Source organism: Streptomyces mangrovi, assembly GCF_900114215.1.
GTDB lineage: Bacteria > Actinomycetota > Actinomycetes > Streptomycetales > Streptomycetaceae > Streptomyces > Streptomyces barkulensis.
Genome location: NZ_FOSG01000014.1, coordinates 77,443 through 93,571, shown reverse-complemented (window position 1 = coordinate 93,571; position 16,129 = coordinate 77,443). Strand labels below are relative to the sequence as shown.

General features: G+C 72.4%; 13 protein-coding genes. 9 read left to right on the top strand and 4 right to left on the bottom strand.

Features of this window, described 5'->3' with window-relative positions:
- Window positions 1-192 precede the first annotated feature (192 nt).
- The 7 genes from BM237_RS19505 to BM237_RS19475 all read left to right on the top strand — a co-directional run bounded on the left by BM237_RS19505 (window position 193) and on the right by BM237_RS19475 (window position 9,858).
- A complete protein-coding gene (locus BM237_RS19505; protein ID WP_093850990.1) occupies window positions 193-1,950 on the top strand; it encodes a protein kinase domain-containing protein in 1,758 nt (585 codons plus the stop codon).
- A gap of 457 nt (window positions 1,951-2,407) precedes the next feature.
- Window positions 2,408-3,436: a phosphotransferase gene (locus tag BM237_RS19500; RefSeq protein ID WP_245793778.1), complete on the top strand. Its 1,029-nt coding sequence runs from the start codon at window positions 2,408-2,410 to the stop codon at window positions 3,434-3,436.
- Window positions 3,437-3,925: 489 nt separating this feature from the next.
- Complete coding sequence (gene pdhA, locus BM237_RS19495; RefSeq protein WP_093850988.1) at window positions 3,926-5,095, top strand: pyruvate dehydrogenase (acetyl-transferring) E1 component subunit alpha; 1,170 nt, start codon at window positions 3,926-3,928, stop codon at window positions 5,093-5,095.
- 1 nt (window position 5,096) lies between these two features.
- The gene (locus tag BM237_RS19490) at window positions 5,097-6,077 is read left to right on the top strand and encodes an alpha-ketoacid dehydrogenase subunit beta (RefSeq protein ID WP_093850987.1); all 981 of its coding nucleotides are present in this window, start codon (window positions 5,097-5,099) and stop codon (window positions 6,075-6,077) included.
- Between the two features lie 27 nt (window positions 6,078-6,104).
- Window positions 6,105-7,613, top strand: coding sequence for a dihydrolipoamide acetyltransferase family protein (locus BM237_RS19485; protein WP_093850986.1), 1,509 nt, complete (start codon window positions 6,105-6,107; stop codon window positions 7,611-7,613).
- Between the two features lie 239 nt (window positions 7,614-7,852).
- A complete protein-coding gene (locus BM237_RS19480) occupies window positions 7,853-8,518 on the top strand; it encodes a GntR family transcriptional regulator (protein ID WP_245793775.1) in 666 nt (221 codons plus the stop codon).
- The gene (locus tag BM237_RS19475) at window positions 8,515-9,858 is read left to right on the top strand and encodes an MFS transporter (protein ID WP_425443715.1); all 1,344 of its coding nucleotides are present in this window, start codon (window positions 8,515-8,517) and stop codon (window positions 9,856-9,858) included. The genes BM237_RS19480 and BM237_RS19475 overlap by 4 nt, the downstream gene beginning before the upstream one ends.
- Before the next feature lie 60 nt (window positions 9,859-9,918).
- Here the strand turns inward: BM237_RS19475 and BM237_RS19470 are convergent, their stop codons facing one another.
- The gene (locus BM237_RS19470; protein WP_093850984.1) at window positions 9,919-10,743 is read right to left on the bottom strand and encodes a maleylpyruvate isomerase family mycothiol-dependent enzyme; all 825 of its coding nucleotides are present in this window, start codon (window positions 10,741-10,743) and stop codon (window positions 9,919-9,921) included.
- Window positions 10,744-10,920: 177 nt separating this feature from the next.
- Between BM237_RS19470 and BM237_RS19465 the strand changes: the two genes are divergently transcribed.
- Window positions 10,921-11,730: a carbon-nitrogen family hydrolase gene (locus BM237_RS19465; protein WP_093850983.1), complete on the top strand. Its 810-nt coding sequence runs from the start codon at window positions 10,921-10,923 to the stop codon at window positions 11,728-11,730.
- A gap of 107 nt (window positions 11,731-11,837) precedes the next feature.
- On the top strand, window positions 11,838-12,128 hold the full coding sequence (locus tag BM237_RS19460) for a YiaA/YiaB family inner membrane protein (protein WP_093851049.1): 291 nt from the start codon (window positions 11,838-11,840) through the stop codon (window positions 12,126-12,128).
- A gap of 229 nt (window positions 12,129-12,357) precedes the next feature.
- On the opposite strand, the gene BM237_RS19455 is transcribed toward BM237_RS19460, so the two are convergent.
- The 3 genes from BM237_RS19455 to BM237_RS19445 all read right to left on the bottom strand — a co-directional run bounded on the left by BM237_RS19455 (window position 12,358) and on the right by BM237_RS19445 (window position 15,599).
- Complete coding sequence (locus tag BM237_RS19455; protein WP_093850982.1) at window positions 12,358-14,490, bottom strand: ABC transporter permease family protein; 2,133 nt, start codon at window positions 14,488-14,490, stop codon at window positions 12,358-12,360.
- Window positions 14,487-15,212 carry an ABC transporter ATP-binding protein gene (locus tag BM237_RS19450; RefSeq protein ID WP_240958101.1) on the bottom strand — a complete coding sequence of 242 codons (726 nt, stop codon included), beginning with the start codon at window positions 15,210-15,212 and terminating at the stop codon, window positions 14,487-14,489. Before BM237_RS19450 ends, BM237_RS19455 begins: the two co-directional genes overlap by 4 nt.
- Before the next feature lie 120 nt (window positions 15,213-15,332).
- Window positions 15,333-15,599 carry a hypothetical protein gene (locus BM237_RS19445; RefSeq protein ID WP_093850981.1) on the bottom strand — a complete coding sequence of 89 codons (267 nt, stop codon included), beginning with the start codon at window positions 15,597-15,599 and terminating at the stop codon, window positions 15,333-15,335.
- Between the last annotated feature and the right edge of the window lie 530 nt (window positions 15,600-16,129).

Here is a 16,129-nt window from a genome sequence, read left to right as displayed (position 1 = left end):
ACATCGTAACTTGCCAGTTGGACGCCCGAGCGGGTTGGATGGTCCGTTGCTGCCCCCAGCGCTCTCGGTGCCACATCCCGCGCCGCGTCTCTTCGCCTTCGCCGAGGGGCACGGCCCCCGGACCCTGTTAGCGTGCTCAGGGAGCAGAGCGTACGGATCCGCGCTCGCGGACCTGATCTACGGCGAGGACTGATGGCACAGACACAAGCCGCCGGAGGGCCTTCGGAGCCCGACGAGACTGCTGGTGGGGTGTCCGATTCGCCCGAGTCGTGGGGCAGTGGCGGTGTGGTGGGCGACGGACGCTACCGCCTCACGCGCCGGCTCGGCCGCGGCGGCATGGCGGAGGTGTTCGCCGCCGAGGACGTACGCCTGGGCCGCACCGTCGCCGTCAAGCTGCTGCGCGCGGACCTCGCCGAGGACCCGATCTCCAAGGCCCGCTTCACGCGCGAGGCGCAGTCCGTCGCCGGCCTCAACCACCACGCGGTGGTGGCCGTCTACGACTCCGGCGAGGACGTGGTCGGCGGCAACACCGTGCCGTACATCGTCATGGAGCTGGTCGAGGGCCGCACCATCCGCGACCTCCTGCTCAACGCCGACGCGCCGCCGCCCGAGCAGGCGCTGATCATCATCTCCGGGGTGCTGGAGGCGCTCGCCTACAGCCACCAGCACGGCATCGTGCACCGCGACATCAAGCCCGCCAACGTCATCATCACCGGCAACGGCGCCGTGAAGGTGATGGACTTCGGAATCGCCCGCGCCCTGCACGGCGCGTCCACCACCATGACCCAGACGGGCATGGTCATGGGCACCCCGCAGTACCTCTCCCCCGAGCAGGCGCTCGGCAAGACGGTGGACGCCCGCTCCGACCTGTACGCCACGGGCTGCATGCTCTACGAGCTGCTCTCGCTGCGTCCGCCGTTCACCGGCGAGACCCCGCTGTCGGTGGTCTACCAGCACGTCCAGGACGAGCCGGTGCAGCCCTCGCGGGTGAACGACTCGGTGCCGCCGGAGCTGGACGGCCTGGTGATGCGGGCGCTGGCCAAGGACCCGGACGACCGCTTCCAGACCGCCGAGGAGATGCGCGGCCTGGTGCAGTACGCGCTGCGCATGCTCCAGGAGCAGGGCGGCCACACCGGTGGCCTGTGGAACACCGGCGCGGTGGTCTCCACCGGCGCCACTCCCGCCATGGGCACCCCGGGCGCCTACCAGGGCGGCGACACCCCCTCCGCCACCCCCGCGGGCGGCTACCCCGACGACTCCGCGACCCGGGTCGGCCCCCCGCTGCTGATGGGCGCCCCCGGCGGCGGCTCGTACGACGGCGGTGGATACGACACGGGCGGCGGCTACGGGGACGGGCGCCGGGGCGGCAGCGGCCTGAAGTACGGGCTGATCGCCTTCTTCTCCGTCCTCGCCATCGCCGCGGGCATCTTCCTGGCCGTCAACGGCAACGAGGGCGGCCAGGACCAGAAGGGACCGGAGAAGACCACCTCCACGCCCTCCCCGGAGGAGAGCTCGTCGGAGCCCTCACCCGACGAGGAGGAGACCGAGGAGCCCGGCCGGGGCGGCAACACCGAGCCCGGCGGCACGGGCGGCTGGCAGAACGGCGGCGGGAACACCGGCGGCACGGGCGGCGGGCAGCTCAGCCCGGAGCCCTCGACCAGCGGCGAGCCCAGCGAGCCCGACGGCGGCACCGACGAGGGCACCACCGACGGCGGCACCGACACCGGTGGCACGGACACCGGTGGCACGGGCGACGGCGGCACCACCGAGGGCGGCACGGACACCGGTGGCCCGGGCGACGGCGGCACCACCGAGGGCGGCGCCGGCGGCGACACCGGCGCCACCACCGGCGGCGCGGACACCACCACCACCGGCGGCACCACCGCCGGCGACGGGGCGGCCACGGCCGGGGGAGCGCCGGGCGGGCCCGGCGGCGGCTCCGGCGGCTGACCCGGCCCCAGGTCGGCAGTCCCCGCAGCGCCGCGCCTGGCCCCGCCCCCGGGCCGCGCCCGGCGGCTGACCCGGCCCCAGGTCGGCGACCCCGGTCGGTCCCGCTCCTGGCCGGCAACCTCCGCAGCCCCGCCCCGGGCGGCCCGGCATCTCCGCCCCGCCCCGGCGGCTGAACCGGCCCACGTCCGGCAACCTCCGCAGCCACGGCCCCCGGGCGGTCCCGCCTCCGGGCGGTCCCGCCTCCGGGCGGGCCCGGCGGCGGCTCCGGCACCTGCCCCGACCCCCGGCTCCCGGCCGGCGGGGTCGCCGGGCTCGGGCAGAGCCCGGCACCTCCGGGCCACCGGAGGCCCGGTGGCCAGCCGGCAACCCCGGGCGGCCCCGGCCGCCCATACCACCTTCGCGCCCCCGGCGCACAACGCGTCCGGACGGTAGCTCTCGGTGATCTACGATCCCCGGCGTGCAGTCTCCCCACCTCTCCCGTTTCACCCTCGCCACGCTGGTGCGGCGGTTCGGCGCCGGGGAGCCGATCTCCTGCGAGCCGGTGGCCCAGGGGCTGCTGAACCGCGGCTACCGGCTGTCCACCACGCGGGGCCGGTTCTTCCTCAAGCACCACCTCGACGGCGATCCGCGCGACCCGGCCCGCATCGAGCACCAGCACCGCGTCACCGTCCGCCTCGGCGACCTCGGAGTCCCGGTCGTGCCGGCGGTCGAGGACGACTCCGGACGGACCGTCGCGGTGGTGGAGGACCGCTGCTACGCCCTCCACCCGTGGGTGGACGGCCGCCACCGCGACGGCGGCGAGCTCTCGCGCGGGCAGTCGCGCCGTCTGGGCGCGCTGCTGGGCCTGGTGCACGTACGGCTGGGTCAGGTCGCGCCCGTGCCCGACGCCGAGTGCGCGGCCGAGCCCAGCGCCGACCCGGAGGTGACCTTCGGCCTCATCGACGAGTTGCTGGCCCGGGTGCGCACCCGGGCCCGGCGCGACTGCTTCGACGAGCTGGCCGACCACCGGCTGCGCGAGCGCCGCACCCTGCTGGAGCGCCACGCCCACCGCCGCCCGCCCGCCGGGGCCGAGCCGGTCGCCGGATGGGTGCACGGCGACTTCCACCCCTTCAACCTGCTCTACCGGGACCGGGCCCCCTGGGAACCCGTCGCGATCGTGGACTGGGACCGGCTCGCCGTGCGGCCGCGCGCGGAGGAGGCGGTGCGGGCCGCCGTCATCTTCTTCCTGCGGCCCGGCGGCACCCTGGACCTGGCCAAGATCCGGGCCTACGCACGCGCCTACCGTGCCGCCACCGGGGCCGGGGCGGACGAGATGGCCGCGGCCGTCCACCGGGTGTGGTGGGAGCGGCTCAACGACTTCTGGATGCTGCGCTGGCGCTACCAGCTGCGCGACCGCCGCACCGATCCGCAGTTCCCGGCGGCCTCCGCGCTGGTGGTGTGGTGGACCGGTCGTTACGAGGCGGTACGCGACGCCTTCTGCCTGTAGTTCTGTCTGTGGTTCTGGCCGTAGTTCCGTCTGCGGGTGTGACCGTGTTTGTGCATGCGGGAGGTGTATGGGTGGTATACGGCTTCTGCTGGACTGTATGCCCCTTCACCCTCCGTATCCATCTCATATATCGATCACGCACCATCTCCGCGTCACCCATCCACAGCTCTTCCCGTCACTTCGGTACCGGGATAACGTGCGTTTGTCCCAGGCGCTTGCGAGGCTGTGACCAGTGACGTTCCAGGCTTTTGCGATTTACTTGGAAACCCAAGCAAAATTGCAGGTCAGGGACCCTTCGCGCATGTGCGGAGGTACTGGGTAACGTGCTGACAGCGGGCCGTCGAACGGGACACCTGTCACCGCTCGGTTCCGTCCGCGCCGCACCTACCCCGTGGGCCGTACGGATCCGGGCGAGCCTCTCCCTGCCACCGGCGGGGAATCCCCAGGCTTCCCGGCGACCCCGGGGGCCGGACAGACGGAGGAGCACAAGTGACCGTGGAGAGCACTGCCGCGCGCAGCAAGCCGCGCCGCAGCAGCGGAAAGCGCACCACGACGAGCGGGGCGAGGAAGCGCTCGCAGTCGGCCGCGCGCCCCGAGCTCGTACAACTGCTGACGCCGGAGGGCGAGCGGGTCGAGCACCCGGACTACTCGCTGGACCTGACCCCCGACGAGTTGCGCGGTCTGTACCGCGACATGGTCCTCACCCGCCGGTTCGACGCCGAGGCCACCGCGCTGCAGCGACAGGGCGAGCTGGGCCTGTGGGCGTCGCTGCTGGGACAGGAGGCCGCGCAGATCGGCTCGGGCCGGGCGCTGCGGGACGACGACTACGTCTTCCCGACCTACCGGGAGCACGGCGTGGCCTGGTGCCGCGGGGTGGACCCGACCAACCTGCTGGGCATGTTCCGCGGCGTCAACAACGGCGGCTGGGATCCCAACAGCAACAACTTCCACCTCTACACCATCGTCATCGGCTCGCAGGCGCTGCACGCCACGGGCTACGCGATGGGCGTGGCCAAGGACGGCGCGGACAGCGCGGTGATCGCCTACTTCGGCGACGGCGCGTCCAGCCAGGGCGACGTGGCGGAGGCGTTCACCTTCTCCGCGGTCTACAACGCGCCGGTGGTGTTCTTCTGCCAGAACAACCAGTGGGCGATCTCCGAGCCCACCGAGAAGCAGTCCCGCGTTCCGATCTACCAGCGCGCCGCGGGCTTCGGCTTCCCCGGCGTCCGGGTGGACGGCAACGACGTGCTGGCGGTGCTGGCCGTGACCCGGGCCGCCCTGGAGCGCGCCCGCGCCGGCGAGGGCCCGACCCTGGTCGAGGCGTTCACCTACCGGATGGGCGCCCACACCACCTCCGACGACCCCACCCGCTACCGCAAGGACGCCGAGCGCGAGGAGTGGGAGGCCAAGGACCCGATCCTGCGGCTGCGCACCTACCTGGAGAAGGAGGGCCTGGTCGACGCCGAGTGGCTCGCCGGGCTCGACCAGGAGAGCGACGCGATGGCGCTGCGGGTGCGCGAGGCCATCCGGACCATGCCGGACCCGGACACCATGGCCATCTTCGAGAACGTCTACGCCGACGGGCACGCGCTGGTGGACGAGGAGCGCGCCCAGTTCGCCGAGTACCTGGCGTCCTTCGCCGACGAGGAGGGCCGCTGAGATGGCCAGCACCAAGATGCCCATGGCCAAGGCGCTCAACGAGTCGCTGCGCAAAGCCCTGGAGACCGACCCCAAGGTCCTGATCATGGGTGAGGACGTCGGCAAGCTCGGCGGCGTCTTCCGCATCACCGACGGCCTGCAGAAGGACTTCGGCGAGGACCGGGTCATCGACACCCCGCTGGCCGAGTCCGGCATCGTCGGCACCGCGATCGGCATGGCCCTGCGCGGCTACCGGCCGGTGGTGGAGATCCAGTTCGACGGGTTCGTCTTCCCCGCCTACGACCAGATCGTCACCCAGCTCGCGAAGATGCACGCCCGCGCGCTGGGCAAGGTCAAGCTGCCGGTCGTCATCCGCATCCCCTACGGCGGCGGCATCGGCGCGGTGGAGCACCACAGCGAGTCGCCCGAGGCGCTGTTCGCGCACGTGGCGGGCCTGAAGTGCGTCTCGCCGTCCAACGCCTCGGACGCGTACTGGATGATGCAGCAGGCGATCGCCTCCGACGACCCGGTGATCTTCTTCGAGCCCAAGCGCCGCTACTGGGACAAGGGCGAGGTCGACACCGAGGCCATCCCCGGACCGCTGCACAGGGCGGTCGTAGCCCGCGAGGGCACCGACCTGACGCTGGCGGCCTACGGGCCGATGGTGAAGACCTGCCTGGAGGCCGCCGCGGCGGCCGAGGAGGAGGGCAGGTCGCTGGAGGTGCTGGACCTGCGGTCGATGTCCCCGGTCGACTTCGACGCGATCCAGGCGTCGGTGGAGAGGACCCGCCGCCTGGTGGTGGTCCACGAGGCGCCGGTCTTCCTGGGCACGGGCTCGGAGATCGCCGCCCGGATCACCGAGCGGTGCTTCTACCACCTGGAGGCGCCGGTGCTGCGGGTGGGCGGGTTCCACGCGCCGTATCCGCCGGCCAGGCTGGAGGACGAGTACCTGCCGAACCTGGACCGGGTGCTCGATGCCGTCGACCGCGCGCTGGCGTACTGAGAGTAGGGGCTGAGGAGAGTCGTGACGATGACTGATACGGCTGCCGCCGGGGCCGCTGCCCAGCGCATCCGCGAGTTCAGGATGCCGGACGTGGGCGAGGGCCTGACCGAGGCCGAGATCCTCAAGTGGTACGTGGGGCCCGGTGACACGGTGACCGACGGCCAGGTGGTGTGCGAGGTGGAGACGGCCAAGGCGGCCGTCGAGCTGCCCATCCCGTACAACGGCGTGGTGCACGAGCTGCACTTCGAAGAGGGCGTCACCGTGGACGTGGGCACCCCGATCATCACGGTGGACACCGACCCGTCGGCGGGACCGGCCGCTCCCGCCGGAGCACCGGCCGCCGGGGAGGCGGCGCCCGCCGCGCCCGCCGCGGCCGAGCCGGAGGCGGCCGCGGCGGAGGCGGCCGCGGAGGAGGAGGGCGCCAAGCGCCAGCCGGTGCTGGTGGGCTACGGCGTCGGCACCGCCTCGACCAAGCGGCGTCCGCGCAAGCAGCAGGGCCACGTGCGGGACGCGCAGGCCGCCGTCCAGGCCGAGATGGACGCCACCACCACGCCCCCGGCCGCGGCGCCCGCCGTCCCGGAGGCCGAGCGCTCCCCGCAGCGCCCGCTGGCCAAGCCGCCGGTGCGCAAGCTCGCCAAGGACCTGGGCGTGGACCTGGCCGCGATCGTGCCGACCGGCCCGAACGGGATCATCACCCGCGAGGACGTGCACGCCGCCGCGGCCCCGGCGCCCTCGCACGAGGCCGCCGCCGTGACCGGGACCGTCCCCGAGGCGGCTCCCGAGGCGGCTCCCGCTCCGGCCGAGGTCCCGGCTCCGGCGGTGTGGAGCACCGGCGAGCGCGAGCGCCGGGTGCCGATCAAGGGCGTGCGCAAGGCGACCGCCCAGGCGGTGTCCTCCAGCGCCTTCACCGCGCCGCACGTCACGGAGTTCATCACCGTCGACGTCACCCGCACGATGAAGCTGGTGCAGGAGCTCAAGCAGGACCCGGACATGGCGGGCCTGCGGGTCAACCCGCTGCTGCTGGTGGCCAGGGCCTTCCTGGTCGCCATCCGCCGCAACCCGGAGATCAACGCCGCCTGGGACGGGGCCAGCCAGGAGATCGTCCACAAGGACTACGTGAACCTGGGCATCGCCGCGGCCACCCCGCGCGGTCTGATCGTGCCGAACATCAAGGACGCGCACGCCAAGACCCTGCCGGAGCTGGCGCGGGCGCTGGGCGAGCTGGTCGCCACCGCCAGGGAGGGGAAGACCCCTCCGGCGGACATGCAGGGCGGCACGGCCACGATCACCAACGTCGGCGTCTTCGGCGTCGACACCGGCACCCCGATCCTCAACCCCGGGGAGTCGGCGATCCTGGCCTTCGGCGCGGTCAAGCTCCAGCCGTGGGTCCACAAGGGCAAGGTCAAGCCGCGCCAGGTCACCACCCTGGCGCTCTCCTTCGACCACCGCCTGGTCGACGGCGAGCTGGGCTCCAAGGTGCTGGCCGACATCGCGGCCGTCCTGGAGCACCCCAAGCGCCTGATCACCTGGGCCTGACGGGCCTGACGGGCCTGACGGGCCTGACGGGCCCGCGGGTCTGACGGCCGTCCGGCTCCGTCCGGACCGGCGGACCACGGCGGGACCCGGCGCACGCACCGTGCGCCGGGTCCCGCCGCATGTCCGGCCCACCTCGTCCGGCCCAACCCCCTTCCGGCCCTGCCCTGCCCGGCCCCTGCCGCCGTCCCGCATGACGGACGGGGATGGGAACGCATACCTGTTGTATCTATGGTGTGTCCATGCCCTCCCAGTCCTCCCCGTCCTCGCCCTTGGTGCCGCCCGCGGCCGAACGCGTCTACACCCACGTCAAACAGGCCGTCCTGGAGCGCCGCTACGAGGGCGGCACCCTGCTCACCGAGGGCGAGCTGGCCAAAGCGGTCGGGGTCTCCCGCACTCCCGTGCGGGAGGCGCTGCTGCGCCTGGAGGCCGAGGGCCTGCTCAGGCTCTACCCCAAGAAGGGCGCGCTCGTCCTGCCCGTCTCCGTCCAGGAGATCGGCGACGTCGTCGAGACCAGGCTGCTGGTCGAGGAACACGCCGTGCGCAAGGTCACCCCCGCGCCGCGCGACCTGCTGGACCGGCTCGGCGAACTCCTGGAGCAGCAGCGGCGCCAGGCCGAGACCGGCGACCTGGCGGCGGTGGCCGCAACCGACCGCTGCTTCCACGCCACCGTGGTCGGGGCGGCCGGCAACCGGATCCTGGAGCGCCTGTACGACCAGCTCCGCGACCGCCAGCTGCGCATGGGCGTCGCCGTGATGCACTCCCACCCCGACCGCATCGCCAAGAACATCACCGAGCACACCGAGATCCTGCGCGCACTGCGCACGGGGGACGCGGAGGCCGCCGCCGAGGCGGTGCGCGGCCACGTCGGCTCCGTGCGGCACCTGCTGCGCGGTGAGGTCCGGTGAGCGGCGGGAACCCGCCCGGAGCGCCGGCTTCCGGGACACCGGCCCCCGGAGTGCGGCTCGGCGGCCCGCGGGCCGCCTTCGTGTGGGGCCTGGGCGTCGCCGTCTACTTCACCGCCATCACCTACCGCACCGGCCTGGGCGTCGCGGGCATCGACGCCGCCGACCGCTTCCACATCAACGCCTCGGCCCTGTCGACCTTCTCCATCCTCCAGCTCCTGGTCTACGCCGGGATGCAGATACCCGTCGGCCTGCTGGTGGACCGCTGGGGCACCAGGAAGGTCCTGCTCCTGGGCATCGTGCTGTTCACCACCGGACAGTTCGCCTTCGCCCTCTCCGGCTCGTACGCCATGGCGCTGGCCGCCCGCGCGCTGCTGGGCTGCGGTGACGCCATGACGTTCATCAGCGTGCTGCGGCTGGGCTCCAACTGGTTCCCGCCCCGCCGCGGTCCGCTGATCGCCCAGGTGGCCGCGCTGTTCGGGATGGCGGGCAACCTGCTGACCACGCTGGTCCTGGCGCGTCTGCTGGCCGCCTTCGGCTGGACGCCGACCTTCGCGGGCAGCGCCGGGCTGGGCGTGCTGGTCCTGGTACTCGTCCTGCTCTTCCTCCGGGACCGGCCCGAAGGCACTCCCGCCCCCGCCCCCGCCACCACGTCCGGGCCGGGGCCGGCGCGGGAACCCGGCTACGTACGCCGCCAGCTCGCCGAGGCGTGGCGCGAGCCGGGCACCCGGCTGGGCATGTGGGTGCACTTCACCACCCAGTTCCCCGGCATGGTCTTCCTGCTGCTGTGGGGGATGCCGTTCCTCGTCGAGGCGCAGGGCCGCACCCGCGCCGAGGCCGGCACCCTGCTGACCGTGGTGGTGCTCTCCAACATGGCCATCGGCCTGGTCTACGGCCAGGTCATAGCCCGGCACCACAGCGCGCGGGCGCCGATCGCGCTCGGCACGGTGCTGGCCACGGCCGCCGTCTGGGCGATGGTGCTGTGCTGGCCGGGGCGGGCGCCGCTGTGGGCGCTGGTCCTGCTGTGCGTGGTGCTCGGCGCCTGCGGCCCGGGCTCGATGATCGGCTTCGACTTCGCCCGCCCCGCCAATCCGCCCGAGCGGCAGGGCACGGCGTCGGGCATCGTCAACATCGGCGGCTTCACGGCGTCCATGGCCACGCTGCTGGCGGTGGGCGTGCTGCTGGACGCGACCGGCGACGACTACCGGATCGCCTTCGCCTCCGTCTTCGTCCTCCAGGCGCTGGGCACCGCCCAGATCCTCCGGCTGCGCGGCCGGGCGCACCGCCGCGAGCGCGAGCGGGTGGTGGCCAGCCGCGTCGAGGCGGTGCACGTACCGGTCTGAGACGGGCCGCGGCCGCGGCTGCGGCCCGGACACGGGCCCGCGGCCGCTGACCGGAGCGGGTCAGGGCGTGACGGCGAAGTGCGCGAGGATCGCGTCCGCGAGGGCCTGGTCGCCCTCGATCTTGAGGTTCTCGCGCACCGCCGCGGGCCGCACCCGCCCGCAGGCCAGCCGCAGATACGTCTCCCAGTCCGTCGCCAGCGTGGCCGCCGGCCCCAGCGAGACGCTGGCGTCCACCGTGCCTTGGCCCTCGGCGTCCACGCGCACGGTCCGCATGAACTCCATCGGCCCGCTCACATCGATGACGACGGCCGAGTTCGGCGGCGCCCCGGCGTCCTTGGCGACCACCTTGGGCAGCCCGTCCACCAGCACGTCCCGCGCCACGTGGGCGCCGGGGGAGTCGAGGTTGCCCGGCTTGCCCAGCGCCCGCCGCAGGTCCTGCTCGTGCACCCACACGTCGAACGCCCGCAGCCGCAGCGCCCGCTCCAGCGTCATCTCCCGGCCGAGCGGGGTCATCACCATCGTCGACGGGTCGCGCTTCTCGTTCCGCAGCTGGCGGGAGCGGCGGATGATCGTGTACTCCAGCTCGCTGGTCATCTCCGGGGCGGTGTGGCAGCGCCGCACGTCCACCTGGACCTCGACGCGGCGGCTGACCTCGTCCTTCACATGGAACAGGTCCCGCGGCAGCGTGTGGATAGGGCGGGGGTCGCCCAGCATCTCGCACTCCGACCCGATGACATGGGAGACGATGTCGCGGACCGACCATCCCGGGCACTCGGTCGCGCGGTTCCACTCGCCCTCGACCAGCGGGGAGACCAGCTCGGATATCGCCTCGATGGAGTGGGCCCAGGCGTCGGCGTAGGGCTGAAGGCTAGGGTGGTCGGTCAACGGGACCCCTCGGATACGTGCTGAATACGTGTGGATGGTGTGGGTTCGCGGACTGGGTGCTCTCAAGTTACGCTGCGGGCGAGCAGCCTGACAGGCCTTTCGGGTGACGATCGTAGGCTGCTTTCGACCTGCTTTCGACCGGCGTTTGGCCCCCTCGAACCCATGGACGGTGGTACGGTGCGCGCCTCCCTCATTCAGATCGGTGTGGACGGGGACGAAACGGTCGAAGCGCGCCGCGCGCGGGCCGCCTCGCTCGTCCGCGAGCAGACCGCCTCCGATCTGGTCGTCCTGCCCGAGCTGTGGACGGTCGGGGCCTTCGCCTTCGACTCCTTCGAGGCCGGCGCCGAGCCGCTGGACGGGCCCACCGCGCGGGCCATGTCCGAGGCGGCCCGCGAGGCGCGCGTCTGGCTGCACGCCGGGTCCGTCGTGGAACGCGCCGAGCACGCCGGCGGCCCCGGCGGAACGGGAGGGGGAACGGCCCTGTACAACACCTCCCTGGTCTTCTCCCCCGACGGTGAACGGGCCGCCGCGTACCGCAAGATCCACCGCTTCGGCTTCGACCGCGGCGAGGCCACCTTGATGTCCGCCGGAGCCGAACCGGTCACCGTCGATCTGCCCGGCATCACCCTGGGCCTGGCCACCTGCTACGACCTGCGCTTCCCCGAACTGTTCCGCGCGCTGACCGACGCCGGCGCCCGGGCGCTGGTGATCCCGGCGGGCTGGCCCGCCCGCCGCGCCTCCCACTGGTCCCTGCTGGCCCGCGCCCGCGCCGTGGAGAACCAGGCGTACGTCCTGGCCTGCGGCACCGCGGGCACCCACGCGGGCGTCCCCCAGGCGGGCCGCAGCGCGATCATCGACCCCTGGGGCGAGACCCTGGCCGAGGCACCGGACGCCGGGGAGCGGGTCGTCACCGCCGAACTGGACCCGGCGTACGTCGACAGGGTCCGCGAGGACTTCCCCGTCCTGCGGGACCGGGTGCTGCGCTGAGCGCGCGAGTCCCCGCCGTCCGCCGCCGTCGTCCCCGCCCCTGCCCCCGGAGGCGTTGAGTAGCCGTACTCATGCGGACGCCGCCGGGCCGCGCCACCGTGGTGGCCATGACCACACCAGTCCAGCGGCCCACCACCGCCGCGTTCTTCGTGCAGGCCGCCGCCTCCTTCGCGCTCTCGCTGCTCGCCGTGGGCCTCGGTGTCGCCTACATGCCGATGGGGCCGTGGGAGCGCGGCTTCCTGGCGGTCGGCGTCCTCTTCCTGATCTCCTCCACCTTCACGCTGGCCAAGTGCGTGCGGGACCGGCAGGAGATGCAGGAGGTGACCACCCGCGTGGACAAGGCCCGGCTGGACAAGCTGATCACCGAGCACGACCCGTTCGACCCCAAGAACATCTGAGCCCCGCTCCGGCCCAGCACCGCAGCGGTGGTGGGGCATGGAGGACGGGGCTGGGCCTCCGGGGGCACGGGTGGATCGCCGTGCCGTGCTCGCCCGGGCGGCGGTGCCGCGTTCCCCGCGCCCCGCCCACACCACCGGTGTGGTGGTCCGCGACCGTCGCGCTCCCCTCCGGCCCGTGCTCTTCCGGGAGTTCCTCCCGGCGGCCGCCGACTGGTGGAAGAACGGGGGCTCAGGGGCGGGCGGTCCCGTAACCGCGCACGCCGAGCAGACCGATCGCACCGAGAGCGGTGGCCACCGCGGCGGTCACCAGCGTCACACCGGCCGGGTAGGGAACCGCGGGGTCGAGGGAGTTCCAGACGGCGGCCGCGATGACTCCCACGGTGAGTCCCGATCCCACCACGGCTCCGTATCCCAGCAGGAATTCACGCCCGGCGATCTCCCGCACCCGGTTCCTGGTCAGTCCGATCGCGATCAGCAACCGTGCGTCACGCCGGCCGGCGGCGCTCCGGTCGACGACTCCGATCGCGAGCGTGCAGAACACCAGTGAGACCAGTACGGCCAGTCCGCCGAAGATCCAGGCGACGAGTTTCGATTCCCGAGTCGCCAGATCATCCTCGGAGAGCACAGTCAGTGCGACGGGTTGCCGCAGAGCGGCGGTACGCAGTTCGAGTTCGAAGGCAGGGCTCCGCGCTCCCAACACCAGCAATGAGTCGGTCTTGGTGAGTTCCTCCCGCAGCGGCGGCGGACGCAGCTTCGGGTCGAGGGGCATCGGCAGGCCGGCGATGCGCCGCAGACGCTCCGCAGCGGCGGGGCGCAGCGTCCCGGGACGTGAACACGCTTCGCCACCGAGTACGGAGCCGAGGTCCGAACAGGCTGCGGACAGCCGGGCCGAGGGCTCGGCATTGGCGGTGGCCGATTCGACGATGTGAATCCGGGCGGCCACAGTGCCGGGCACCCGGCCTGTGAACTTCTCTATGTCGAGCCGGTCGAGTGCACCCCGGAGGACGACGGACTCCACCCGCTCATCCCGCGGCGCCGGCGGGTCGGCCTGGCGGGCGCTGGCCATCCAGGCCGCGACCACCGGCACGACCACGAGCAGTGCGGCGATCCCGTACAGCGGTTTGACGGCGGACCGCGGATCGTACTGAAGCCTGCGTCCGGCCATCATCCTCACCGGATCGGCCGATGTGTCGGCCAGCCGGGCCGCCAGCAGCCGGGCGACGACAGGCAGGGCGAGAGGCACTCCGGCGGCCAGCAGAACGGTGCCGGACAGGGCGCTGACCGCCGCGGCGTGTCCTTCCCGCAGCGAAGCCGCCACCAGCAGACCGGCTCCCGCGGCGGCCGGAGCAAGCCGGAGCGCGCGCAGCGCCGGCCGTCCGGCACGCGGCCGCGGCGACTGCCGGTCGCGCCGGGTACGGCGGATCTGGTCTGTAACCAGGGAAAGGCCGGCGAACAGCACGAGAACAGCGGCGGAGACCGACAGGACAAGCCAGTACGGCGGTACCAGCGCGCCGGCGGCTATGGGACGACCGACCAAGGGGAGAGCGTCCGGCAGCGGGCCGACGGCACACCACAGAGCGGCTCCGGCCACCACCCCCGGACCCGTCGTCAGCAGAGACTCGTAACCCAGCAGCCGCCTGCGCCAGCGCCCAGGCAGCCCGATGGCACCCAGCAGGGCCATGCGCTGTGCCCGCAGCGGTGCCGACACGGCCGTCCCGGTCATGGCGAGCAACAGCAGAGGAACGCCGACGAAGCCGCCGACGGCGAGTGCCATGGCCGGGACGTCGATCTCCGTATCGTCGCCGATGGGCATGCCGCGTCCTTCGCGTGCCCCACCGAATCCGGTGGCCTCGAGGATGTCCGCGCCCATCTCCCCGCCGCTGGGCATGAGCCGGTAGGCCAGGAGCTCACCAGGGTGCAGGACTCCCTCGTCGGCGAGCACGGAGGCGCCGGGGAAGCGCTCGGCCAGCCGCGGCTCCCCGGCGGCCAGTGAGGCCAGCCCGGGGGACACGTACCAGCCGCCGGGCCGGGGCCACTCCTTCATACCGGGTGGAAGCGCGCGCGGGTCGCGGTCGTCCAGCGGGTCCAGCCAAACGACGGGGAACTGTTCCCGTTCCCAGGTATCCGTCCGGAGGTTGACTCGCACCAGAGGGCGGGTCCCCTCGTCCGCCAGCCGCACCGCACGTGCGTCGAACCGTTCCCGTTCCTCCATCAGGGAATACACCACCGCGGTGGCGAACAGGGAGACCACCGTGGTGATCACGGCGACCGCGGTGAGCAGCACCAGTCGCAGCCGCTGCTCGCGGTGAGCCCCCCACGCCAGCCGTACCGCCATACGGCGGGTGGCCGAAGCCGCGTTCACGGGCGTCGCCCCCCGTCGGCCGGCAGGGCGTCCGGCAGAAGGTCCAAGGATTCCAGTACACCGCCGCGCAGTCTTGTACTCCGGTCCATCGACGCCGCGACGGACGCGTCATGCGTTGCCACGACGAGTGCCGCGCCGCGCCGGCGGCAGGCATCCAGCAGTACTCCGGTCACCAGCCGGACGTTCTCCTCGTCGAGTGATCCGGTGGGCTCGTCCGCCAGCACCAGGGCCGGCTCGCACACCAGCGCCCGAGCGATGGCCGCACGCTGTGTCTCACCTCCGGACAACTCCTCCGGAGCGCGGTCGCCGTAGCCGTCGAGACCGACGAGGGAGAGCAGTTCCGCCGCTCGCTCCCGCGCATCGGCGTACCCGGCGAAAAGCGCAGGCAGGGCCACGTTGTCGACGACGCTCAACTCGGGCATCAGTTCGCCGAACTGGAAGACCATTCCGATGTGGGAGAGCCGGTGCCCCGCCGTCTCGTCGTCGGACGTTTCACCGATGTTCCGTCCGGCGACGACCACCGTGCCGCTCTGCGGGCGCACCAGTCCGGCCGCGCAGTTGAGCAGTGTCGTCTTGCCGCTGCCGGACGGTCCGACGATCGCCACGGCCTCGCCCGCCCGGACGCTTAAATTCACTCCTCTCAGCAGAACGCGGCGGGGGAGTTCCACCGTGATTTCCCTCATGTTGAGCAGAGGGTCCATGTTCTCGGTCCGCTCTTTCACGTGCTTCTCCTGTATGCCGGTTCACTTCCCTTCCACGGGAAAACGGCACGGTCGGGGACGGAACGGCCGGTCCGCGCCCGTGCGAGCGGTGACAGGAGCACGGACCGGCCGGACATCGGATCAGTAAGACTGCCAGTTGCCGCACGCGTCCGGCCACAGCGAGCGGTACTCGCAGGTCTTGTGCTTGAGCACCTTCCCGGCCCCGTTGCCCTCGCTGGCGCAGACGCCGTTGTTGCCGTCGGAGTCCTTGACGTCACGCTTGGTGCCATCGTTGACGTTGTAGTACTCGCCCTTGACGGGGGTGGAGTCGCTCTCCTGATCGCAAGCGGTCATTCTCTCGCGGCTCTGGCTGTCGTACGAGTAGTCGTTGCCGTTGTAACTCGTCAACGCGGTGGCTGCTGTGGGTGCTCCGAAGAAGAGCGCACCGGCGGAGAAAACCGCTATGCCCAGCTTTCCGAAACGCATATTTCCCCCAAGTGTCTGATTTCGAGAACTTGATCGGACACCGAAGATGCTCATGAGGGGGGGAAGCGTTGACGCAAGGGATTTCTGGCGACGGATGTGCCGGACCGCTGGAAACGCGCCAGGACAGGCGGGTCGTGGGCTCCGTTCGTGGGGCTGGAGGCCGGTTCGCCGGGCGGCAATTGCCGCCCGAACTGGCCGAACGACTTGTCGATCGGCCTGCGGAGTGGCACTGGTGGTTACGTCCTGGAGTCGGAGCACCGGCCGACGAGCTTGATCACTCTGTCCTGTTCGGGGCGGTGGGTTCCGGACGGAACATGGCCGAGGTGTGACGGCGGGGCGAGATGTGGCCGCGGAGTGTTGGGGCGGATATCCCGGACCTCCAGCCACATTCCTTCCGTCCTTCTCCGGCCTCCGGCCGGATTCGTCCGGGCCTGTCCCGGAGTCCCGGACGT

Bases quoted from the DNA above. Each gene is read 5' to 3' on its own strand.
- BM237_RS19505 (WP_093850990.1), top strand. From the start codon at position 193: ATGGCACAGACACAAGCCGCCGGAGGGCCTTCGGAGCCCGACGAGACT.
- BM237_RS19490 (WP_093850987.1), top strand. From the start codon at position 5,097: ATGGCCAGCACCAAGATGCCCATGGCCAAGGCGCTCAACGAGTCGCTG.
- BM237_RS19485 (WP_093850986.1), top strand. From the start codon at position 6,105: ATGACTGATACGGCTGCCGCCGGGGCCGCTGCCCAGCGCATCCGCGAG.
- BM237_RS19480 (WP_245793775.1), top strand. From the start codon at position 7,853: ATGCCCTCCCAGTCCTCCCCGTCCTCGCCCTTGGTGCCGCCCGCGGCC.
- BM237_RS19460 (WP_093851049.1), top strand. From the start codon at position 11,838: ATGACCACACCAGTCCAGCGGCCCACCACCGCCGCGTTCTTCGTGCAG.